This is a genomic window from Roseibium sp. AS2, assembly GCF_038900065.1.
Lineage (GTDB): Bacteria > Pseudomonadota > Alphaproteobacteria > Rhizobiales > Stappiaceae > Roseibium.
Map to the genome: position 1 here is coordinate 309,807 of NZ_JBBMQN010000002.1, position 21,440 is coordinate 331,246.

Below are 21,440 nucleotides of genomic sequence, written 5' to 3' on the forward strand. Positions count from 1 at the left end.
GCAACAAGGGCATTTCGTTCCGGCGCGCATATTTTGAGAAAAGCCAGTGCCCTGGGGGCATCATCCGTCAGGATATCCCGGAAACGTCAGACCAGCTCCGCCGCAATACGGGCGGCGAGCCGGGCGTTGTTGCGCACCAGGGCGATGTTGGTTTCAAGGCTGCGACCGCCGGTCAGGTCGAATATGGCGCCAAGCACATAGGGCGTGACATCCTTGCCCCTGATGCCGTCCGCAGTCGCCCTTTGGAGAGCGGTTTCGATGAACCCCGTCATTTCCGCGCGGGCAATTTCGTCGGCTTCCGGAACCGGATTGGCGATCAATACGCCGCCATGGTCCGGGAAATTGGCGCGCATCTTGAGAAGCGATCCGATTTCGGCGGCCGTGTTCATCGTGTATGGCGCATCAAGGCCGCTTTGCCGCGACCAGAAGGCGGGCAGTTCGTCCGTGCCGAAGGCAACAACGGGCACGCCCTTGGTTTCCAGAACTTCCAGGGTCTTGGGAATGTCGAGCAGCGCCTTGGCGCCGGCAGAGACGACACAGACCGGTGTGCGCCCGAGTTCGTCGAGGTCGGCGGAAATGTCGAAGCTCTGTTCCGCGCCCCTGTGCACGCCGCCGATGCCGCCGGTGGCGAAGACCTTCACGCCCGCGGCATGGGCCGCCATCATGGTTGCCGCGACGGTTGTCGCGCCATGGCAGCCGGTCGCCAGCGCGAATGTCAGGTCCGCACGGGAACACTTCATGACGCTGTCCGCGTTGGCGAGGCGGTCCAGGTCGGGATCGGACAGGCCGACCATGATCTTGCCGTCCATCAGCGCGATGGTCGCCGGAACGGCGCCCTCGGAGCGAATGTCAGCCTCAACCTGCCGGGCTGTTTCCACGTTCCTGGGAAACGGCATGCCATGGGTGATGATGGTCGACTCGAGGGCGACCACCGGCTTTCCGGCCCCTAGAGCGTCGCGCACCTCGTCGTTGTGGACGATCAGATCTGCAAGAGCGGCGGAGGGGGCGGGGCTGGTCACGGCAAGCGGCCTTTCTTTGTCCTGGTCCGGCTCGGGGCCGAGGCCGGAGCGGGAATAGGAGCGGGAGAAACGGTTCTGGCGGGTCTTATAGGCGCGGGGCGTTCAGGCGCCAAGACCGTATTTGTCCGGCTGGTCAAACGTGGCGCAGGGCATCCCACGAGAGCGTTTCCGCCAGGGCGCCGGTGCTGGCCAGGGTGAGTGCGGCGGCCGCCAGACCGAAAGGGACCGCGTCTGACAGACCGTGGCTGCGCGCCCGGGCTGCAATCATGCCGGCGATCAAGGCGTCCCCTGCTCCGGTGACATCGATGATCCCGGTCTCGGGTCCTGTCTTCGGCGGTGCGAACGTGCGGATCGTGCCGGCCTCCAGAACGTGGACATCTTGCGCGCCGCAGGTCATCACAAAGCTGTGCAGGCCGGTTTGCGCAAGGGCGTCGGCAAGGTGCTGTGCCGCTGCGTCAGGCGGCAGGCCGGTGAGGGCGGCGGCTTCACCGCGGTTCAACATCAGGCAATCGAGAGCCGTCAGAACGGGTTTCAGCCGTGCGGACTTGGCTTCCGAGACCGCACTGGCGATCAGGCGGCCCGGCCCGATCCGGCCTGCAAGGCGGACCAGCATCGCTTCGGGCAGATTCGCGTCGGCAAACCAGATCGTGTCATCGGCCGGTGTTGAAACCAGGCCCGTGACGAGGTCGTCGAAGAGGTCCGCCGGGGCTTCGGCCAGCACTCGGTCGTCGACACAGGCCGCTGCCAGGGCGCCCGAGGGATCATGCAGCGCAAGATACTGCCCGGTGGCAAAGCCGGGGCGCGGCAGCACGGACAGAAGGATCCCTTCGCCGGTCAGCCGCCTGGTGAGCAATTCGGCCGCGCTGTCGTCGCCAACGGTCCCCACCAGCCGGACCGGTGTGTCAAGACGCGCCAGGGCGCGGGCGAGGTTGGTGGCGACACCGCCGGGTTGCGACGCGAGGCGGGCGGGCGTGGAGGTTTCCGGGCGGATGGGTTCGCGCGCATGGGCGATCGTGTCGATGTGGAGGGCGCCGATCGCGATGACCGGGCGGGTATGAGCGGGCGTCACGGCCAGGGCACTTCTCTTCGAAACAGCCGGCCCGGGACCGGGGATGGAAACAAGAACTAGGCCGGGGACTGGGCCAGGGACCGGGACTTCTCGGGCCGGCCGGATGCAGACAGGTGTTGAAAGCGCGGGCTAGCAGATAAACCGCGAAGCGGCAAGCATCGGTCAGAACGGTCACGTGATTCTGTTCCCGACCTTCATCACCGGTTGTTCCGTTTAAATTTACGTTACGTCAATTTTTAAGTTTCAAAATAGAACATATTGGAAACAAAAGAGCATTTTCGTTTTAATGCCAATCAGTTCCGGGTTCTTGATTAATGAGAACAAAAAGTGTACAAAGGCTCTCATTGAAACGGCGGGTCCATCGTGGAATAAGGAGCGTAAGCCATGTCACAAAGTACACTTCGTCTCGTAGAAAGCAGCCAGATGGATAAGACAAAAGCGCTTGATGCAGCGCTCAGCCAGATCGAACGTGCCTTCGGCAAGGGGTCCATCATGAAGATGGGCCAGGGACAGGTCGTCGAGATACAATCCGTCTCGACCGGTTCCCTCGGCCTTGATATCGGGCTCGGGATCGGCGGTCTGCCGCGCGGCCGGATTGTCGAGATCTACGGGCCGGAGTCCTCGGGCAAGACCACGCTGGCTCTGCATACGGTTGCCGAAGCTCAGAAGGTCGGTGGCATCTGCGCCTTTATCGATGCGGAGCATGCTCTGGATCCGATCTACGCCCGCAAGCTGGGGGTCAATATCGACGACCTTCTGATCTCTCAGCCAGATGCCGGCGAGCAGGCTCTCGAGATTGTCGACACGCTGGTGCGGTCCGGTGCCATCGACGTTCTGGTGGTCGATTCCGTGGCCGCATTGACGCCCAAGGCCGAACTCGAGGGTGAGATGGGTGACAGCCTTCCGGGCATGCAGGCGCGCCTGATGAGCCAGGCACTGCGCAAACTCACCGCGTCGATCTCCAAGTCGAAATGCATGGTGATCTTCATCAACCAGATCCGCATGAAGATCGGTGTGATGTTCGGGTCGCCGGAAACGACGACCGGCGGCAATGCGCTCAAGTTCTACGCCTCCATCCGCCTTGATATCCGCCGTATCGGCGCGATCAAGGACCGGGACGAGGTCATCGGCAACCAGACACGCGTCAAGGTGGTCAAGAACAAGCTGGCGCCGCCTTTCCGTCAGGTCGAGTTCGACATCATCTATGGCGAAGGCGTCTCCAAGACCGGTGAGCTGATCGATCTGGGCGTGAAGGGCAATATTGTCGAGAAGTCGGGTGCCTGGTTCTCCTATAACAGCCAGCGTCTCGGCCAGGGCCGGGAGAACTCCAAGCAGTTCCTCAAGGACAATCCGGAAATCGCCGATGAGATCGAACTGGCCATCCGCCAGAACGCCGGTCTGATCGCGGACGCCATCATCGATCCCGACGGCGGGGCCGAAGAATCCGAAGACTAGACCCTCCCGAATTTCTGCTGTCGGGTTCCGGACGCTTGTCCGGTCTTCCAGAGGCCTTCTCCCGCGCGCCGGGGGAGGGCCTTTTGCTTGATTGCCGGCAGCAACGGTGTTTGCGGCTCCCGAAGAGCGTTGGGCCGACGCAATTGCTGGACAGGGCAAAAGTGCAAAGTTAAAAGGCTGTTCCGGTCCGGATCCTGTCGCGGATGCTGACCGTGACCGACTTTCAACCGGCCCGCCGCGACGGGCTAAGGACCGATGCGAGATCCGAATGACCGGCGTAAATGAAATCCGCTCCGCCTTCCTGGACTATTTCAAGAAGAACGATCACCAGGTGGTCGACTCCGGGCCGCTGGTACCGCGCAACGATCCGACCCTGATGTTCGCCAACGCGGGCATGAACCAGTTCAAGAACGTCTTCACGGGTCTCGAAAAGCGGGACTACTCGCGGGCGGTCACGTCGCAGAAATGCGTGCGCGCCGGCGGCAAGCACAATGACCTCGACAATGTCGGGTATACCGCCCGTCACCACACGTTTTTCGAAATGCTCGGCAACTTCTCCTTCGGGGACTATTTCAAGGACAGGGCCATCGAGCTGGCCTGGAACCTCATCACGAAGGAACTCGGCCTGCCGAAGGACAAATTGCTTGTTACGGTCTACGCCGAGGACGATCAGGCCTTCGATCTGTGGAAGAAGATCGCCGGCCTCGGTGAGGACCGGATCATCCGCATTCCGACGTCCGACAATTTCTGGACCATGGGCGATACCGGTCCCTGCGGTCCGTGTTCCGAAATCTTCTATGATCATGGCGAGCATATCTGGGGCGGCCCTCCGGGCTCACCGGAGGAAGACGGCGACCGCTTCATCGAGATCTGGAACCTGGTGTTCATGCAGTATGAGCAGACGCCGGACGAGCGCCTCGACCTGCCGCGGCCGTCGATCGACACGGGCATGGGGCTGGAACGGCTGGCGACCATCCTGCAGGGCGTGCACAACAACTACGACATCGACCTGTTCAGGGCGCTGATCGCGGCTTCCGAAAATGCCACGGGCGTGGATGCGGAGGGAGACGCGCTCGGCAGCCACCGGGTGATCGCCGATCATCTGCGGTCCACCAGCTTCCTGATCGCGGACGGCGTGCTGCCGTCGAACGAAGGCCGGGGCTATGTGCTGCGCCGGATCATGCGCCGCGGCATGCGCCATGCCCACCTTCTGGGCGCGCGGGATCCGCTGATGCACAGGCTGGTGCCCACGCTGGTGCGCGAGATGGGACGGGCCTATCCGGAACTCGGCCGTGCGGAAGATCTGATCACCGAGACGCTGAAACTGGAGGAAACCCGGTTCCGCAAGACGCTCGAGCGCGGTCTTGGTCTGCTTGACAGCGCCACGGAAGACCTGAGCGCGGGCGGGCGGCTAGACGGTGAAACCGCTTTCAAGCTCTACGATACATTCGGATTTCCCCTCGACCTGACCCAGGATGCCCTGCGTGAGCGCGACATCTCCGTCGATCTTGACGGGTTCACCACAGCCATGGAGCGCCAGAAGGCGGAAGCCCGTGCTGCCTGGTCCGGATCGGGCAGTGCGGCGACCGAGACCGTCTGGTTCGCGCTGAAGGAAAAACACGGTGCGACGGATTTCTTGGGCTACGAGACAGAGACGGCCGAGGGTGTCGTTGTCGCGCTTGCGTCGGAAGACAGGGAAACCGGGACACTTTCCGCCGGCGAAAGCGGCTTTGTCATTCTCAACCAGACACCGTTCTACGGGGAGAGCGGCGGCCAGGTCGGTGATACCGGAGAGTTGTCCGGCCCGGGTGTGAAGGCCCAGGTCACCAACACCCGGAAAAAGGCCGACGGCCTGTTCGTTCACAGCGTCACGGTCGAGGAGGGTGACCTTGTGCCGGGTCTTGCCCTGGAGCTGAAGGTGGATCACAGCCGCCGCGCGGCGATCCGTTCCAACCATTCGGCAACCCACCTGGTGCACGAAGCCCTGCGCGAAGTTCTCGGCACGCATGTGGCGCAGAAGGGCTCCCTGGTATCGCCGGACCGGCTGCGGTTCGATTTCTCCCACCCCAAGCCGGTCAGCGACGACGAGTTGGCGACGGTCGAGACCTTCGCCAACGAGATCGTTCTGCAGAACGCGCAGGTCGATACCCGGCTGATGGCGGTGGACGATGCCATCGAGGCGGGCGCCATGGCGCTGTTCGGAGAGAAATACGGCGAGGAAGTCCGCGTTGTGTCCATGGGCACCGCCTTGCACGGCGCCAAGGCGGGCAAGCCCTATTCGCTGGAACTGTGCGGCGGTACCCATGTCAGGCGTACCGGCGATATCGGTCTGGTGACACTGGTTTCGGAAGGCGCGGTTGCAGCCGGCGTACGCCGGGTGGAAGCGCTGACCGGCGCCGAGGCACGTGCATACCTCGATGCCCAGGACAAGCGCATGCGCGAGGTTGCTGCGATCCTGAAAACCTCTTCCGACGACGTTCCGTCAAGAGTTGCTCAATTGATCGAGGAGCGGCGCAAGCTGGAACGGGACCTGGCCGATGCCAGGAAGAAACTTGCCATGGGCGGCGGTGGCGGCGAGGGCGAGGCGGTCCGCGACGCGGGCGGCTTCAAGCTGATGGCCCGCACCGTGGAAGGCATCAACCCGAAGGACCTCAAGGGGATGGCCGATGAGGCCAAGGGGCAGCTCGGTTCCGGTGTGGTGGTTCTGATCAGTGTTGCTGAAGAGGGCAAGGCGGCCATCGTGACGGCTGTCACCGCGGATCTGACGGAGAAGGTCAGTGCGGTCGATCTGGTGCGCATCGGTTCCGAAGCCCTCGGAGGCCGTGGCGGCGGCGGCCGGCCGGACATGGCCCAGGCCGGAGGTCCGGACGGCTCGAAGGCCGAGGAGGCCGTCGCGGCCATCGAAGGTCACCTGGCGTCGCTCTGACAGGCGCCGAGACGGATCTTGGAAACGGGAAAGCGCGCTGGTCGGCGCGCTTTTTTTCGTGTGACCGGTGATCTCTTGACATCCGCATCCGCCCGGTTTCGGACGCTTCCCTTCGCAGGGCTTTGTCACCGGGCGTTCTTCGGATATGCATGAAAACCGGAAAAATGCGGAGAGGCGGAGACGCGGTGCAGGGCGAAGGCTATAAACGGGCGCTTTACGAGGTGCTCGAGGACACGGGCAAGCGGAAGCTTGCCGCGCGGTGCTTGCGCCACTTCCTGGTATTTCTGATCCTTGTCAATATCGTGCTGGCCGTTCTGGAAACGGTTCCCCAGATCCGGGAAACCGTCGGCGGGCATTTGCGTCTGGTGCAGCTTGCCAGCGGTTTTGTCTTCGTGGTCGAATATGTTCTGCGGCTGTATGTAGCGGATCTGCATCCGCCCCTGCGCAGATACGGGCGCTTCTGGTCGCGGCTGCGATATGCGATGCAACCCAGCGCGATGGTCGACCTGCTCGGCGCTCTGCCGTTGCTGTTCGTGCTGTTTCTGCCCAATCAGGCGGTCACCATCGTCGTTCTGCTAAGACTGACGCGGTTCCTGAAGCTGGCGCGGTATTCCCCGGCCTTGAGGTCGCTGATCTCCGCGGTCGCGGCAGAACGCAAGGCATTGCTCGGGTCGACCATGATCATCGCGGGGGTGGTTCTGCTGGCCGCAACGCTGATGTATCTGATCGAACACGACAATCAGCCTGAAAAGTTTCGCAGCATCCTGCACGGCGTCTACTGGGCGATCACGACGGTCACCACTGTCGGGTATGGCGACGTCGTCCCGACAAGCAACCTCGGCAAGATGGTGAGCAGTGTGGTCATGCTGATGGGCTACGGGCTGATTGCTCTGCCGGTCGGCATCATCGCGTCCGCGTTCGCGCGTGAAATGCACAGCCGGGATTTTGTGGTGACCTGGTCGATGGTGGCCCGGGTGCCGCTGTTCGAGGATCTGAAGGCAACGGAAATTGCCGAGGTCACGAAACTTCTCCGGGCGCAAAGTGTGCGCAAGGGCGCCGCGATCGCGGAACGGGGCGATGTCGCCGACCGGATGTTCTTCATTACCGACGGCGAGGTTGCCATCAAGCTGGATCATGAAACGGTGTATCTTGGCGAAGGCAATTTTTTCGGCGAGCTCGCGCTGATCAATCCCACCCACCGGACAGCGACCGTCACCGCCTTTTCCGACTGCCAGCTCCTGGTGTTGGAGGCCGGTGCGCTGCAGCAACTCATGGACCGGGATGGGGCGCTGGCGCAGAAGATCCTGAATGAAGCCAGGAAACGGGTGGCCGGAGGCAAGCAGGTGCGCGGGGAATTCGCGGCAGAAGAACTTCAGCAGGCCGGTGTCTTCGCCTCCGCGGAGGAGACCGACCGGCAGCTGGAGCTTTTTCCGGAAAATGCGCCGGCTGGCGGCAAGGACAAGCCCGACTGAAGAAGGAAACTCCCAGCCGGTTTTCCGGCTCAGTAGGGTGTCAGCCCCGGCGGCAGCAACGCATAGAGCGGGTCGCCGTCCCAGAACACATCCGTCGGCCCGACCGCGAAATCGATCAGGTTCCAGCGGTTGTACTGAACGCGCAGAAGGGCATAGGTGTCGAGACCACCCATGTATTCCGCCTGGGCGGCATAGGTCGTGCGTGCCGGATCGATCGCGCCGCCACCGGGCCGTTGCGGCGACAAGTGGACGAATGCCCAACCGTTGCCGGAGCGCATCCAATCGACGACGAATTCGACCGGCGGCCCGACCCGTGCTTCGAGCATCGGGCGGACGGCATTGAGGATCTCCGATCGTTCCGCCGTTCCGCGTGCCGGTTCGTGGACGCTCTGGGCAAAAGCGCCTACAGTTGCGGTCAAGAGCACTGCGGCGCTTAAAAGAAATCTTTCAAGCTTTTGAAATAATGACAAAAAAATCCGTTTTTGAGAAAATGATTCAAGCATGGTGCACCCTGGACATGGTTCGTTTCTGGCCGCCTTCAACCTGACGGAAAACTGACATGAAAACAATCGGCCTTCTGGGCGGAATGAGCTGGGAAAGCACTGCCGTCTATTATCAGGTGCTGAACCGGATGGCGCGCGAAAGGCTGGGCGGGCTGCACTCGGCGAAGTGTCTTGTGTGGTCGTTCGACTTTGCCGAGATCGAGGCGGCGCAGGCGTCCGGCGACTGGGACGCGGCGACCGGGATGATGGTGGCAGCGGCGCGCAATCTGGAGCGCGGCGGGGCGGACTGCCTGGTGATCTGTACCAACACCATGCACAAGATGGCCGATGAGGTGCAGGCCGCGATCAGCATTCCGCTTCTTCACATCGCCGATGCGACAGCTCCCGCGATCCTGCGGGCCGGTTGCAGGGCTCCGCTGCTGCTGGCCACCGCTTACACGATGGAGCAGGATTTCTACAAGGGCCATCTGAAGCGCGCACACGGTGTCGATGTGCGCGTGCCGGGGACCGGCGACCGGGCGGAAATACACCGGATCATCTATGAGGAACTCTGCCGGGGCGAGATCCGGCCCACCTCCAGAGACACTTATCTGGAAGTGGTCCGCAAGGAGGCCGCAAAAGGCGCGGATGGCGTCATCTTCGGCTGCACGGAGATCGGCCTTCTTGTGAAGGCGGACGACTTTGAGGTTCCCGCCTTCGACACGACCGCGCTGCATGCCGCCGCCGCGCTCGATTTCGCGTTGGAGCAATAGCACCGGCATCGCTCGAAGGAGCGCCTTGGCACCATGACGGCGAGGCAAGAAGCTCCGGCCATGTCTTGTGCTTCGGCCGCGAAGCCTGACGTCAGCCCGGAATGACGAGCTGGACAGGCGGCACCTGCGCTTCCCAGAGAGCCTTGAACTCCGGCAGGCCCAGGGTTGCCAGTGTCTCGTTGTCGGGCCCCAGTATCTCGTAGATCATCCCGTCGGTCCCGCGATTGCTGAACCAGGCGATACAATCCACGTCACCGCCGCCTTCCGTATGCGGCGCACCGCCGCCCGGTTTTTCCACGAAGCTTGCGGTCGGACGAATTTCGGTGAGCGTTCCTTCCTCGTCGTAAAGACGCAATTCGCCCTGGATGATGAACGTGCTGTAGTCCGCGTGGTGACGGTGCAGCACAATCCGCTGATTGGCGGCGAACTTGAGAAGGAGATCGACCACCTTTGCGTCCGGATCGACCTTCAGGACATGGTACCAGACATGATCGATGCCATCGAGGGTGTTCCAGGTGACATTGGACTGATCGAACATGCCTCCTGTCGTGCCTTCTGTCGTGTTCGCAGTCTGGGTGGCTGAAGCCACGGTTGTGCCGATGGCGGCGGCTGCGGCAGCCGTGCCAATGCCGGTCAATCCCTGGCGGCGCGTGAGTTTCATTTTCGTCATGGTTCCCTCCCTCCGGATCCGGATCCGGGTCCGAACTGTTTTGCATCCTTTTGGTTGCACAGCGCCGGTTTGAAATCTTGCCATTTGGTGCCATGCTGGGCTCGGGGAGGCGGCTTCATGACGGGCTATACGCGCGCGAGCGCTCTTGGACCGATAACGGAATTCGTTGAGACGCGCGGCGGGTCGATCGAGCGGATATTTCGCCGTGTGGACCTGCCTTTGGCCTTGCTGGACAATCCTGACCTTCCCTTGCCGCTGCGCGAGCAATTCAAGGTGCTTCGTGAAGCAGGACGGGAAATTGGCGATCCGTTTTTCGGGGCTGCGCTCGGACGGGTCGTGAGCATGAAGAAGCTGAGCGCCTTCGGGGCCTGGGTCAGCGGGGCTCCGACGCTCGCAGGTGCAATCGACCGCTCGGGTAGGGGCCTCAATCGTTTCCTGCAGACCGCGACGGTTCTGCGGTTTCAGGTCTCGGAGGCGAAGGCGCGCTGGTCCATCGAGTTTCTCGATCCCGGCAAAGACGGGCGATTTCAGAACGAGTTGCTGGGTGTCAGTTACCTGATTGACGGCGTGCGCCACTACGCCGGCAGCGGCTGGACACCGACGTTGATCCGCTCGACCTGTGTCGGTGCGGAGCAAGCCGCGGCGCTGGAGAACGTGTTTCAGGCACCGGTCCTGCATGATGCCCCGGTGTCGGCCGTCGAATTCGACACAGCTCTTCTTTCGGCAACAGGTCCGGAGAGGAAGCAGCCCGATTTCGGGGCGGAGCCGCCGATCCCACCCCCTGTCGGACTTCGGGAGGAAGTCGCGATGCTCTCGACGATCGCGTTGCTGGAAGGCTCTCCCAGGATCGACTGGGTGGCGCGCAAGCTGGACATGAGCCGCCGGTCCCTGCAGCGCGCGCTGGACCGGGAAGGGTGCAGTTTTTCAACTGTCCTGGAGGGCCTGTTGAAGGACCGGGCCGTTGCCCTGCTGCTTGCGCAAAAACGCAGCCTGACCGACATTGCGCTGCATCTGGGCTACAGCGACAGCGCCCACTTTTCCCGCGCCTTCCGGCGCTGGACCGGAATGCCGCCCTCGCGATACCGCTCCTGATCGCTTCGCCGTATCAGCTTGAGACCGCCGGTTCGCTCGCCTTGAAACTCGGGCGGCCCCGGATGGTGTCAAGCCATGCCGACAGCTTCGGTGCTCTTTTGAGGAGGGTGGCGCCTTCCTCCGCCTTTACGAGCAGTGACAGCATCGGCAGGGCGTGGCAGTCGGCGAGCGTGAGCCTGTCCCCGAGCAAATAGGGTCCGGCCTCGACCAGGGTTTCCAGCGCGCCCAGAACCGTGCGGGCGGGACCCATGGACGAGGCGATTTTAACCTCGTCCGCCGGTGTCCCGTCCCGGGGTTTCACGACCCGTTCGACGAAGATGTCCCAGACAAGCGGGCGGTAGGCATGGCTGTCGAGGATCGAGAGAATCTGGGTCATTCTTGCGCGGCCCGCGGCACTTGCGGGCTGCAACGGCGGTCCGTCGAAGGCTTCGTCGACATAGCGCAGGATCGCGACCGTCTCGTAAAGCGAGAAGTCCCCGTGTTTCAGCGCCGGGATCCTGGCGAAGGGATTGAGTTCGAGAAAGCTCTCCGGTGGCCCTTCGGGCGCGAACACGTCGATCGGGACCAGTTTGTAGGTGAGACCCTTTTCCGCCAGCGCCAGCCGCGCCGAGCGTACATAAACGGAATAATCCGCACCGAAGAGTTCGATCATGCCGATCCTCCGCTGAGACGGTCGAGACGCAGCCGGTGCCTGTTGTCCGTCAGGCGCCAGACACTGCCGAAGGTGGCTCCGAGCACACCCAGGCCAGTGGCGCCGCCGAGCAGGAACATGATCAGAAGCTGGTATTTGACCGCCTCCTGCGGGTCGACACCGGACAGGATCTGTCCGGTCATCATGCCGGGCAGCGAGACCACGCCGGTGGCCGCCATGGCATTGATGATCGGCGTGAAGCCCGAGCGCAGGGCCTGGCGGACAAGCGGCCTTGTGGCCTCCCATTTCGTGCGCCCGAGCAGCAACTGGGCCTCGACCGCGCGGGAGCCCTGGGCCAGTGCCGAATGCAGCGTGTCGAGGCCGAGGCTGACACCGGTCATGGTGTTGCCCAGGATCATGCCGAACAGGGGCAGGGCGAATTGCGGCGCCCAGACCGGGTCCGGACGGATCTGGCCCACAAGCGCATAGACGGTGACCAGCATACCGGCGATCAGCATGGCCCCGGCGCCCAGACCGGGGCCCCAGAGCCCTTTCAGCCGCCGGTCCTGCCGGGCCCAGATTTCGCGCCCCGCGAACACGCTCATGACGGCGGCGGCAAGCAGGGTCCACCAGAGCGAACCGGCGAAAAAGATCGCCTTCAGGATAAGTCCGACCAGGAGCAACTGCACCGTCATGCGCAGGGCGGATACGATCAGGGTGCGGGTCAGTCCGAGATTGAGCAGCAGAGAGAACACCGCGTTGAGCACCAGGAAGATCGAGGCGGCGGCAAGATCCCAGTAGGACAGGGCGAGGTAGCCGGTCATGACATTGCGTCCCGGGGCTCAAGGTCGGTGAGCCTGCCGTGTTCCATATGGAGGCGGCGTGCGCCGAACCGGTCGGGCTGGCCGGGGTCGTGCGTCACCAGAAGCATCGCGCAGCCGGATTGAAGCCTTGCCGCCAGGAGCGCTTCCACCTGTTGCACGGAGGGCGGATCGAGCGCGGAGGTCGGTTCGTCCAGGAGCAGCACCTGAGGGGCGAGTTGCAACGCCCTGACCAGCGCGATGCGCTGACGTTCGCCGGTCGAGAGCCGCGCGATCTCCCAGCCGAGCGCGTTTTCCAGACCGACGGCGGCAAGAAGCGCGCCGAGCCCGGGCGTGTCCTGGAAATGGTCTTCGACGCGCTCGCTCCACCAGCCGCTCTCGGCCGGCACATAGGCAACCTTGCGGCGCCAGTCCGGAGCGGAGAGCGACGCGCGGGAAACGCCGTTGAGCATGACCGAACCCGCGTTCTCGTCGAGATCGGCGATCGCTCGCAGGAAAAGCGACTTGCCGGCGCCGGAAGGGCCGGAGACGGCGGTGGCGGCGCCGGGCGCAAGATCGAGATCGAACGGGCCAATCAGAGGTGTCTTCAGGTCTCGGATCGTCAGCACGCGCGCTCTCCCCAGGGCCTTGCTATCGGGAGACTAGCGCGGCCGCGGGACAGGAACAATCGAGGTTTGCAAAAGAATGAACGCACATCCGGGAGGAGGTGGCCGGCAGGGCTTCAGGTCCGGCAGCGGTCAGGGCACCCCGGAATGGCTTCCGGGGTGCCCTGAGCAGTTTGAAGGAGACGCGGTTCAGCGCGCCGCCATGGCCTTCGCCAGGTTCTCGTCGATCTTGTCGAGGAAACCGGTGGTGGTCATCCAGGACTGGTCCGGGCCGACGAGCAGGGCCAGATCCTTGGTCATGTAGCCGGATTCCACCGTCTTGACGCAGACGGTTTCCAGGGTCTTGGCAAAGCGGGCCAGCTTGTCGTTGCCGTCGAGCTTGGCGCGGTGCGCCAGGCCCCGGGTCCATGCGAAGATCGAGGCGATGGAATTGGTCGACGTGCTTTCGCCCTGCTGGTGCTGGCGGTAGTGCCGGGTGACCGTGCCGTGGGCGGCTTCGGCTTCCACGGTCTGGCCGTCCGGGCTCATCAGGACGGAGGTCATCAGGCCGAGGGAGCCGAAGCCCTGGGCCACCGTGTCGGACTGGACATCGCCGTCATAGTTCTTGCAGGCCCACACATATCCGCCGGACCATTTCAGCGCCGAAGCGACCATGTCGTCGATCAGGCGGTGCTCGTACCAGATGCCGGCTTCGGCGTATTTCTCCTTGAACTCGGCCTCGTAGATCTCCTCGAAGATATCCTTGAAGCGGCCGTCATAGGCTTTCAGGATGGTGTTCTTGGTGGACAGGTAACAGGGCACCTTGCGCTGGAGGGCGTAGTTCAGCGAGGCGCGCCCGAAGTCGCGGATCGAATCGTCGAGATTGTACATGGCCATGGCAACGCCGGCGGAGGGCGCGTCATAGACCTCGCGCTCGATCACCTCGCCGTCCTCACCGGTGAAGGTGATGGTCAGCTTGCCCTTGCCGGGAAAGCGGAAGTCGGTGGCGCGGTACTGGTCGCCGAAGGCGTGGCGGCCGACGATGATCGGCTGGGTCCAGCCCGGCACCAGCCGGGGCACGTTCTGCATGATGATCGGTTCGCGGAAGATCACACCGCCGAGAATGTTGCGGATGGTGCCGTTGGGCGACCGGTACATGCGCTTGAGGCCGAATTCCTCGACCCTTGCCTCGTCCGGTGTGATGGTGGCGCATTTGATGCCGACGCCATGTTCCTTGATTGCGTTGGCGGCATCTACGGTGATCTGGTCGTCGGTCTCGTCGCGCTTCTGGATCGAGAGATCGTAATAGAGCAGGTCTATGTCGAGATAGGGGTGAATCAGCTTGTCCTTGATGAAGGACCAGATGATCCGGGTCATCTCGTCACCGTCGAGTTCGACGACCGGATTATCGACTTTGATCTTTGCCATGGGAGCTTGGCCTCGCGTATTTGGAAGATGGGTGGTGCAGGTGCATGTCTCTTCGGACGTGCTTTAGCAGGTTTTGGTTGTGTGCGCTTGTATACGATTGGTTTTTTTGAAGGTGTGCCGACAGATGGGACGGCGTCGGGAAGTTGCCCTGGCCCGGTCTTTCCGCCGGGCGCGCAAGGCCCTCTCAGCCCGCGTTTTCGCGTCGTTTTCCACCGGTGATCTTTTTCTGATGTTCCCGGATGACCTCCGCGTGCGGGGCAACCAGGTCGGCAACGGTTGTCCGTTCAAGTTCCGCGCGGAATGTCGCCCGCGCAGCCTCCAGCGCCGCGGATGTCGCCTGGTTGGCGGATCTTTCCAGGAGACAGTGCGGCGCGTCGCCGGACTGGCCGACGGCGAAGAGTTCCGGCGAGCCGAGGGCGGAATACACATCGGCGAGCGTGATTTCGGTCAGTTTCCTCAACAGGATCCAGCCGCCACCATGGCCCTTGGTGGCGCGCACAAAACCGGCTTCCCGGAGGCCGGCCATGGTGCGGCGGACCAGCGACGGGTTGGTGTTCAGCATCTCGCCGATCCGTTCCGAGGTCACCGGTTCGTCGAGCTGATCCAGATGCAACAGCACATGAAGCACACGGGGCAATCGACTGTCTGTGCGCATGGGGGTCTCCTGTTTCCAGGATCATAGCGGGTCCGTTCATTCGTTACAAATCAAAGCACAAGAGATTGACCTGCCCAATTACGTAACTTAAAAAGTTACATAACGGATCGTCCGGCAGTCAGGGAAGCTTCAGAATGTCATCAGCAAATTTGGACGGGGACGCGAACAGGGAGACGGAGCGGGGATACAGTCATCGCTGGCGCGCGCTGGCGGCCCTCTACCTGGCCATGTTCATGACCATCCTCGACGTATCCGTCGTCAATCTGGCGCTGCCGTCCATCCGGACCGATCTGGACGCTTCCGACAGCGATGTGGAATGGGTTCTGGTCGTCTATGTGCTGGTCTTCGCAGCCGCGCTCTTGCCGTTCGGCCGGTTCGGCGATGTCGCCGGGCGGGACCGCATGTTCCGGTGGGGCGTCGCGGGGTTCAGCCTGAGTTCGCTTGCCTGCGGTCTTGCCCCGGACATCTCCAGCCTGATCATGGCCCGCGCGCTGCAGGGCCTGAGTGCGGCGGCCCTGGTGCCGCAGGTGCTCGCGATCGTGCATGTCCTCTTTCCCGACAGGGAAAAGGGCAGGGCGATCGGCCTTTTCGGCACGGTCGGCGCGCTCGGCGCCGTCGCAGGTCCGTTGATCGGCGGTGTGCTCGTCTCCGCCGACATCGCAGGAACGGGCTGGCGGCCGATCTTTCTGATCAATCTACCGATCGGCCTGATTTCCATGGCCGCTGCCTTCCGGTATGTGCCGGTCCTGAAAAGCGCGACCAGGGTCATGCCGGATCGGCGGGGGACCGTCCTTTTCGCCCTTGCCGTGCTGACGCTGGTGTTTCCGCTGGTTGAGGGCCGGCAGTTCGGCTGGCCGATCTGGTGTTTCGGCCTGGTGGCGCTCGGGGCGGTCTTCGGGGGGCTCTTCTACCGGCAACAGCTTCGAAATGCACGGACGGGCCGCGCGCAACTGCTGCCCGTGGTGCTCACGAGGGACAGGATCTTCGTTGCGGGCGTGCTCTATTCGTCCGTGTTCTTTTCCTGTCTGGCGGGCCTGTTCTTCATGCTGGCGATCTATCTCCAGTCCGGCCTTGGCCTGACGCCGCTCGAAGCCGGGATGATGCTTGCAGCGCACCCGGCCGGGGTCATTCTGGCCTCTTACGCTACGGGCCGGCTCGGCGGACGACTGCCGGTCCTGCGGATCACGCTCGGCACCCTGGCCGTTCTTGGCGGGCTGGTCGCTTTCTGGCTGGTTGCCGGTGGTTCGGGGAGTTCAGGTGTTCCGGTCGGCTTGCTGCTGCCGTTGCTGGCCGTCGGTCTCGGCACCGGTACGCTGATCCCGGCCCTGTTCCAGCATGTGCTGTCACGGGTTTCCGGCACAGATGCGGGGGCAGGAGCAGGTGTGCTGCAGGCTTTTCAGCAGGTCGGCATGGCGCTGGGCGTCGCGATTCAGGGACAAATCTTCTTTCAGGTTTTGGGGCATGCCCCGGAGGCCGCGGACTATCTGCCGGCCGCGCGGATGACGCTGGCCTATCCGATTGCCGTCCTCGCGGTGCTTCCGGTCACTGTGGGGGTCGCTCTGGCGCCGTGGCGCGCGTTTGCGGGCAGCCGCGGCTTGGGGGGAGCCGGGGCTGCAAAAAAATGCCCCCGCGGACATGTGATGTCCGCGGGGGCGCGTCAGGGCATGGCAGCGGCTCTAGCGAACCGTGACGGCTGATTTCAGCTTGAGGATCACACGCACCAGGGAGTCCGGAGCGTGCCGATCGTCGTCGGCATTGAGATAGTCGAGCACGATGCTGGCGCCCGGCGCGTCGAAACGCATGGTCGGGTTTTCCAGGCTCGAGCTATGGTGCTGATGGAGTTCGAGCGGGTTGAACTTGAACAGCTCCGCACATTCCTCGACAGTCGTGCGCAGGTTCTCGTAGGTGTCCCTTTCGATCGCCTGGTAGCCGTTTTCACGCAGCGTGGCGGTGGTCGGAACGGCCCCCTTGGAAGGCTTGGAAGGACGAAGCTGCATGACGGGCATCGTGATCGTTGCGGGGATCTGAAGCAGGCGGCGGATCGTGAACCGGACATCAACGTCCGGATGTTTGATCTCGTGCGGGTAGCAATCGTGATAATAGGCGTTCACGAGGGATGCGCGCAAGTTCTGCTCGCTCAGCCAGGTTGCCCCCATGCCGGAATAATGCCGGGTGCCGAGCATGTCCTCGCCCATGTACATGGCGTTCAGACCCTGCCAGAATCCGTCCGGGGCATAGGTCAGATAGTCGTCCTTGTTCTTGAAATACATGTAGTCGCCTGGGATCGGGGGATCTTCGACGGGAGCGCTTTGCGCCATGAAATCGGTCGCGGGATTGTCGGTCCACGGACCGACCAGCATGGTGCCGAACTTGGCTGCCAGCTCACTGAATGTGGTTGCACCCAGACCATTCAGAAGGCCCCAGAAGACCGTCAGCTGAAATGCGCCGGCACATTCGCCGCGGAAGGGCAGGGAATGGCCGTTTTCAGGCCGGATCGCGGCAAGGCTGTCAGCGCCCTGGGCCTGCTGCCATGCGGCATCCTGGGTGCCGGGGCCGATGAATTCCCAGTATTGCGAGACACGGCTGCTGTCCGTGGTGCCGAGGCGCGGTTTCGGGCCGAGATCGGGGTCGTAATAGTCGCCGTCATAGACGCCGGACGTGAGTGCGGCCATGGAGGCGAGCGCGCCGAGGCGGAAGAGAAGGTTCTCCCAGAAGTCCTGCAGGGTCGGGAATTCCAACGGCTGGGTCTGGGCCTGCATGGCGACCATGATCTGCCCGGCCAGGCGGCCGTAGATCGATTCTTTCTGGTCGTCGCCGGCCAGATCGACAAGATCCGATTTCAACTTCTCGACGTCGTTGACAAGACGGCCCTCGATCATCAGGCCGTGTTTGATTGGTGTCTGAATCGTCATGTCTGCCTCACTCTTTTTCAGCAAGGCAGGCCAGGTCGGCTGACGTTCGCCGCCGTGCTCCTTGCACCAGAAAAGTTACATTGGCAGTTTATGCATGCATTGGTTTAGATTTCGTCACCGGCCGGGCTAAAACCGGCGGGTTTTCGGGATTTCAGTCCAGAAAAGCCCGGGTTTTGTCCAGGTGAAGCATGTTTCCGGTTCGGCGCGCATGCCGGGCCGACTTGGTCAGGAGGGCACGCACCAGATGATCCGATCCCGGATTGATGGATCCGGTCGCCAGCGCCGACAGACGCTGCAGTTCCGCGTCGAAGTAGCGTTCGCCGGACCGGAGCGTGAAACGGCGGACGCAGACCAGCCGGCGGAGCGCATCCCTTGCGTCCTGAGCGATCAATTCCTCGGCTATCCAGGCCTCGGCATAGGGGCGCGCGAGGACCGCGCCTGTGGAGGCGTAAGCCTTCAAGCCGTGTTCCATCAGCGCGAGCCCGGTCGGATCTCCGATTTTCGCGCGGGCCCGGCCAAGATTGATTTCCGCCTGCGCCAGTTGCTGGGCAAATCCCTGTTCGCGGCAGAGACTGGCCGCCGTCGCCGCATGACGCTCGGCTTCCCGGCTGTTGTCCTGAAAATTGAATGCGGTCGCCAGAAAACAGCCGCTGAAGGCCTGGCAGAAGGCATGGTCGGACAGGAGTGCGGCGGTCTCCAGGGACAGGCAGTTCTCCCGCAACTGCTCCTGCGAATTCATGAGCGCGTAGCACCACGCCAGGTAGGAGCGGGCCAGAATGCCCAGATCCAGACCGTAGTTGGTGATCATGTCGTCGAAGTCGGCTTCGAGGGCCGCCTCGACGGCGGACAGGAGGGATCGTTCCGCCTCAGCCAGGTCGCCGACGTAAAACGAGCCGACCCCGTTCATGTAATGGCCGGCGGCAAGCTCAAGAGGATTTCCGTTCGCCCGCGCGATTTGCAGGAAATCCTCGCCCAGGGCTTTCGCGAGCGACACATCGGCCTTGACGATATGAGCGCCCCACAGTCCCCACAGCATCTGCAGCACTTCGGCCGAGCTTGTGTCGGTCGAAGTCAGTGTTCTCGCCTTGGTATAGACTTCCCGAACCTGATCGGAGGCAAAGCCGTGTTTGGTGATCAGTTGCGGTCCGAGCAGCAGCAGGAAGCGGCTGATCGATTGTTCCCGTGAGGCGGTGTCGGAGAGCTTCTGAGCCAGGTCGAGGGCCTTGCCGAAATACCGGCCCGCGTCCCGGTGCGCGGCGACGCGGACAGCATCGACGCCGGCGATTTCCAGATGATCGAGCGCAGCGGGAATATTGCCGGCGCGTTCGAAATGACGCGCGATCACCTCACTGGCAGCCGGTGGATACCGCTCGGGCCATGTGGTCAGGACCGCGGCGATCTTGCCGTGATACCGGACCCGGTCCTGAGGCGGTATCGACTGATAGGCCAGGTCCTGAACCAGGCTGTGCTTGAACTCATAGATGCCGTCTTCGGCGGGCCACTTCCGGAAGATCAGGTTCGAGCGCCGGAAAGCATCCAGATGGTGCGCCAGTTGCCCGGGCGTGAGGCCGGAGACATCGCGCAGCAGCGTCGATCCGAAATCCTTGCCGATGGCGGCGGCCATGAACAGGATGTCTTTCCTGTCGCCGAGATGGGAAAGCCTGACGGCGAGGGTTTCACGCAGGGAGGCCGGTATGGGGGGCTGAGCGGGATCGTCGCCCTCCGCAACACCGCGGTCGGCGGCGTTGTGCATCAATTCTTCCAGGAACAGCGGAATGCCGTCGGACCGGCTGACGACCTGCTCGAAATAGTCATCGTCCATGTCTTCGGGCCGAAGCAATCCGGCAAGCTGGCGGGTGTTGTCTTCGCAGAGCTGTCCGACCCGGCAGGTCAGGTCGGCCGAAGGCGTCAGGTTGACCGCAATCTCGCCGGGGCGCTTGCTCACCAGGGTCAGGACCTTGCTAGTGTCGAGTGCGCGCTGCAGCAACACAATCGACTCGAGCGTGCTGATGTCCATCCAGTGGGCATCTTCATAGACCAGAATGACCGGATGGATCGCCGCGAGTTTGCGGATGCAGGCGATCAATGTCTCGGCCGGGTCGTCGACTGCGGAATCCGGCATCACCGGGTGGCTGTCCAGGCCGCCGCCCTTCAGGATCGCGCGCAGGTTGGCATTGTGCCGCGCGGTGTCCAGGCCGATATCGGCAAGCAGTTGCTCGATGATCGTATTGAGCAGCGTGGGGCTCTGGAAACCTTTCAGGCCGAGAAACGTGTACAGCCCCCGGGCAATCGAATAGTAGGGGGTGCGCTTGTGGTGAACCGAACCGAAGAAGCTGAGGACGAGGGGGTGGTCTGCCCTGACACCGGTCAGGAACGCCTCGATCAGGCTGGACTTGCCGATGCCCGGTTCGCCCTGGAGGATCGCTGTTTGCGGCGTTCCCTCTTTCACCACCTGCCACAGGTGGTGCATCGCGCGAAGTTCTTCCTCCCGGCCCGTGAACGAGGCCAGCCGGCCCGCCGGTTCACCGGGATCCGTCCGGGCCGTCGGCGCAACAGCCGGAGAAACCTGGAAGGCCGTGTCCCCGGCCTTGCTGAGCCGGACCTTGCGCGCCATGAAATCGCTGCGGAAGAGCGCCTGCGCATCTGTCGAGATCAGCAGTTCGTTGTCGGGGGCTTCACTCTCAAGCCATGCCGCGGTCGCAAAAGCCGAACCGGTCACCGAAAGAGGCGCCATGTTGGGGCCCTGGCCGAGCACGATGCTGCCTTCACCGCTTGCGATCCCGCAACGCAAGCTCACCGGATGGCTGTATCCCTCACGCCCGAACGTGCGCAGTATCTTCTGAGCGGCAAGCACCGCTCTCTCGGCGTCAAGTTCGTGAAGCGCGGGAATGCCGAAGACGAGGACCTTCGGACATCCAGGACGGGCGACCAGTTTGCCGCCGTATTCGGACGCCGCGACGGCGCAGGCCGTCGCGAGCCGTCCGGAGATGAACTTGAATTCCTCAGCGGACACCCGCGACTGTATGGCTTCCTCGGCGCCAAAGCCGATGACCACCACGGTCAGCGCGGCATGATAGGCACCGGGTGTGTCCGGAAATTCAGACACTTGTTCCCGCGGTACAGAGGAGGCCTCTGACCGATCTTCGGCATTTGCAGCCAAATTGGCGAGAAAAGGAGTCATAGCCACCTAGAATTAGCCAGACTGCGTCAGCCTGCAGTTTCCGGCATCAGGATCCTTGAATCAATTTAAAGTTGCTAAGTCTATACAACAACCGAAAAAGTTACCACCTGACTAACATTGTAAAAATATCTTAGGGGCAGCCTGCTGGATATACTGCAGATTCGACGGAAATACCAAGGTGGAGGCCATCGCCGCGGCGCAAGGTTCTGTGCCGTTCGCACCTGTCAGGAGAAACGGCCTCCCGGGCGGGAATGCCCGGGAGGCCGTCGA

Annotated in this window: 17 protein-coding genes; 6 read left to right on the forward strand and 11 right to left on the reverse strand. The window is 62.9% G+C overall.

From position 1 onward, the window contains the following. Positions 1-86 precede the first annotated feature (86 nt). Positions 87-1,019: a pseudouridine-5'-phosphate glycosidase gene (locus tag WNZ15_RS06440; protein ID WP_342892134.1), complete on the reverse strand. Its 933-nt coding sequence runs from the start codon at positions 1,017-1,019 to the stop codon at positions 87-89. Between the two features lie 133 nt (positions 1,020-1,152). Further along, the gene (locus WNZ15_RS06445; protein ID WP_342892135.1) at positions 1,153-2,088 is read right to left on the reverse strand and encodes a PfkB family carbohydrate kinase; all 936 of its coding nucleotides are present in this window, start codon (positions 2,086-2,088) and stop codon (positions 1,153-1,155) included. 384 nt (positions 2,089-2,472) lie between these two features. On the opposite strand from WNZ15_RS06445, the gene recA reads away from it, so the two are divergent. The 3 genes from recA (at position 2,473) to WNZ15_RS06460 (ending at position 7,941) form a co-directional block, all read left to right on the forward strand. Then, complete coding sequence (gene recA / locus WNZ15_RS06450; protein ID WP_342892136.1) at positions 2,473-3,543, forward strand: recombinase RecA; 1,071 nt, start codon at positions 2,473-2,475, stop codon at positions 3,541-3,543. Positions 3,544-3,811: 268 nt separating this feature from the next. Next, positions 3,812-6,469, forward strand: coding sequence for an alanine--tRNA ligase (alaS, locus tag WNZ15_RS06455; protein ID WP_342892137.1), 2,658 nt, complete (start codon positions 3,812-3,814; stop codon positions 6,467-6,469). A gap of 164 nt (positions 6,470-6,633) precedes the next feature. After that, positions 6,634-7,941, forward strand: a complete 1,308-nt coding sequence (locus WNZ15_RS06460) for a cyclic nucleotide-gated ion channel (RefSeq protein ID WP_342892138.1) — start codon at positions 6,634-6,636, stop codon at positions 7,939-7,941. A 29-nt stretch (positions 7,942-7,970) separates the two neighbouring features. Here the strand turns inward: WNZ15_RS06460 and WNZ15_RS06465 are convergent, their stop codons facing one another. Continuing rightward, complete coding sequence (locus tag WNZ15_RS06465; protein WP_342892139.1) at positions 7,971-8,366, reverse strand: hypothetical protein; 396 nt, start codon at positions 8,364-8,366, stop codon at positions 7,971-7,973. 134 nt (positions 8,367-8,500) lie between these two features. Here WNZ15_RS06465 and WNZ15_RS06470 point away from each other — a divergent pair, with 134 nt between their 5' ends. After that, on the forward strand, positions 8,501-9,196 hold the full coding sequence (locus tag WNZ15_RS06470) for an aspartate/glutamate racemase family protein (protein ID WP_342892140.1): 696 nt from the start codon (positions 8,501-8,503) through the stop codon (positions 9,194-9,196). A 91-nt stretch (positions 9,197-9,287) separates the two neighbouring features. Here WNZ15_RS06470 and WNZ15_RS06475 read toward each other — a convergent pair whose 3' ends face one another. Beyond that, positions 9,288-9,866 carry a regulator gene (locus WNZ15_RS06475; protein WP_342892141.1) on the reverse strand — a complete coding sequence of 193 codons (579 nt, stop codon included), beginning with the start codon at positions 9,864-9,866 and terminating at the stop codon, positions 9,288-9,290. Between the two features lie 117 nt (positions 9,867-9,983). Between WNZ15_RS06475 and WNZ15_RS06480 the strand changes: the two genes are divergently transcribed. Next, positions 9,984-10,958 carry an AraC family transcriptional regulator ligand-binding domain-containing protein gene (locus WNZ15_RS06480; RefSeq protein WP_342892142.1) on the forward strand — a complete coding sequence of 325 codons (975 nt, stop codon included), beginning with the start codon at positions 9,984-9,986 and terminating at the stop codon, positions 10,956-10,958. A gap of 13 nt (positions 10,959-10,971) precedes the next feature. On the opposite strand, the gene WNZ15_RS06485 is transcribed toward WNZ15_RS06480, so the two are convergent. From WNZ15_RS06485 to WNZ15_RS06505, 5 genes are all read right to left on the reverse strand, one after another. Then, the gene (locus tag WNZ15_RS06485; RefSeq protein ID WP_342892143.1) at positions 10,972-11,610 is read right to left on the reverse strand and encodes a glutathione S-transferase family protein; all 639 of its coding nucleotides are present in this window, start codon (positions 11,608-11,610) and stop codon (positions 10,972-10,974) included. Beyond that, positions 11,607-12,413, reverse strand: a complete 807-nt coding sequence (locus tag WNZ15_RS06490) for an ABC transporter permease (RefSeq protein WP_342892144.1) — start codon at positions 12,411-12,413, stop codon at positions 11,607-11,609. The genes WNZ15_RS06485 and WNZ15_RS06490 overlap by 4 nt, the downstream gene beginning before the upstream one ends. Continuing rightward, complete coding sequence (locus WNZ15_RS06495) at positions 12,410-13,018, reverse strand: ABC transporter ATP-binding protein (RefSeq protein ID WP_342892145.1); 609 nt, start codon at positions 13,016-13,018, stop codon at positions 12,410-12,412. The genes WNZ15_RS06490 and WNZ15_RS06495 overlap by 4 nt, the downstream gene beginning before the upstream one ends. A 186-nt stretch (positions 13,019-13,204) precedes the next feature. Further along, the gene (locus WNZ15_RS06500) at positions 13,205-14,422 is read right to left on the reverse strand and encodes an NADP-dependent isocitrate dehydrogenase (protein WP_342892146.1); all 1,218 of its coding nucleotides are present in this window, start codon (positions 14,420-14,422) and stop codon (positions 13,205-13,207) included. A gap of 184 nt (positions 14,423-14,606) precedes the next feature. Further along, positions 14,607-15,077, reverse strand: a complete 471-nt coding sequence (locus tag WNZ15_RS06505) for an Rrf2 family transcriptional regulator (protein ID WP_342892147.1) — start codon at positions 15,075-15,077, stop codon at positions 14,607-14,609. A gap of 134 nt (positions 15,078-15,211) precedes the next feature. On the opposite strand from WNZ15_RS06505, the gene WNZ15_RS06510 reads away from it, so the two are divergent. Next, positions 15,212-16,774, forward strand: coding sequence for an MFS transporter (locus WNZ15_RS06510; protein WP_342892148.1), 1,563 nt, complete (start codon positions 15,212-15,214; stop codon positions 16,772-16,774). Here the strand turns inward: WNZ15_RS06510 and WNZ15_RS06515 are convergent. Beyond that, complete coding sequence (locus WNZ15_RS06515) at positions 16,754-17,989, reverse strand: hypothetical protein (RefSeq protein WP_342892149.1); 1,236 nt, start codon at positions 17,987-17,989, stop codon at positions 16,754-16,756. The two genes, WNZ15_RS06510 and WNZ15_RS06515, sit on opposite strands and share 21 nt — an antisense overlap. Before the next feature lie 151 nt (positions 17,990-18,140). Further along, a complete protein-coding gene (locus WNZ15_RS06520) occupies positions 18,141-21,095 on the reverse strand; it encodes an AAA family ATPase (RefSeq protein ID WP_342892150.1) in 2,955 nt (984 codons plus the stop codon). Positions 21,096-21,440: the final 345 nt, after the last annotated feature.

What these genes read in the sequence shown, in the direction of transcription:
- WNZ15_RS06480 (WP_342892142.1), top strand. Translation starts at nt 9,984, where the DNA reads ATGACGGGCTATACGCGCGCGAGCGCTCTTGGACCGATAACGGAATTC.
- alaS (WP_342892137.1), top strand. Translation starts at nt 3,812, where the DNA reads ATGACCGGCGTAAATGAAATCCGCTCCGCCTTCCTGGACTATTTCAAG.
- WNZ15_RS06505 (WP_342892147.1), bottom strand. Translation starts at nt 15,077, where the DNA reads ATGCGCACAGACAGTCGATTGCCCCGTGTGCTTCATGTGCTGTTGCAT.
- WNZ15_RS06470 (WP_342892140.1), top strand. Translation starts at nt 8,501, where the DNA reads ATGAAAACAATCGGCCTTCTGGGCGGAATGAGCTGGGAAAGCACTGCC.
- WNZ15_RS06510 (WP_342892148.1), top strand. Translation starts at nt 15,212, where the DNA reads ATGTCATCAGCAAATTTGGACGGGGACGCGAACAGGGAGACGGAGCGG.
- WNZ15_RS06515 (WP_342892149.1), bottom strand. Translation starts at nt 17,989, where the DNA reads ATGACGATTCAGACACCAATCAAACACGGCCTGATGATCGAGGGCCGT.
- WNZ15_RS06485 (WP_342892143.1), bottom strand. Translation starts at nt 11,610, where the DNA reads ATGATCGAACTCTTCGGTGCGGATTATTCCGTTTATGTACGCTCGGCG.
- WNZ15_RS06500 (WP_342892146.1), bottom strand. Translation starts at nt 14,422, where the DNA reads ATGGCAAAGATCAAAGTCGATAATCCGGTCGTCGAACTCGACGGTGAC.
- recA (WP_342892136.1), top strand. Translation starts at nt 2,473, where the DNA reads ATGTCACAAAGTACACTTCGTCTCGTAGAAAGCAGCCAGATGGATAAG.
- WNZ15_RS06460 (WP_342892138.1), top strand. Translation starts at nt 6,634, where the DNA reads ATGCGGAGAGGCGGAGACGCGGTGCAGGGCGAAGGCTATAAACGGGCG.
- WNZ15_RS06490 (WP_342892144.1), bottom strand. Translation starts at nt 12,413, where the DNA reads ATGACCGGCTACCTCGCCCTGTCCTACTGGGATCTTGCCGCCGCCTCG.
- WNZ15_RS06475 (WP_342892141.1), bottom strand. Translation starts at nt 9,866, where the DNA reads ATGACGAAAATGAAACTCACGCGCCGCCAGGGATTGACCGGCATTGGC.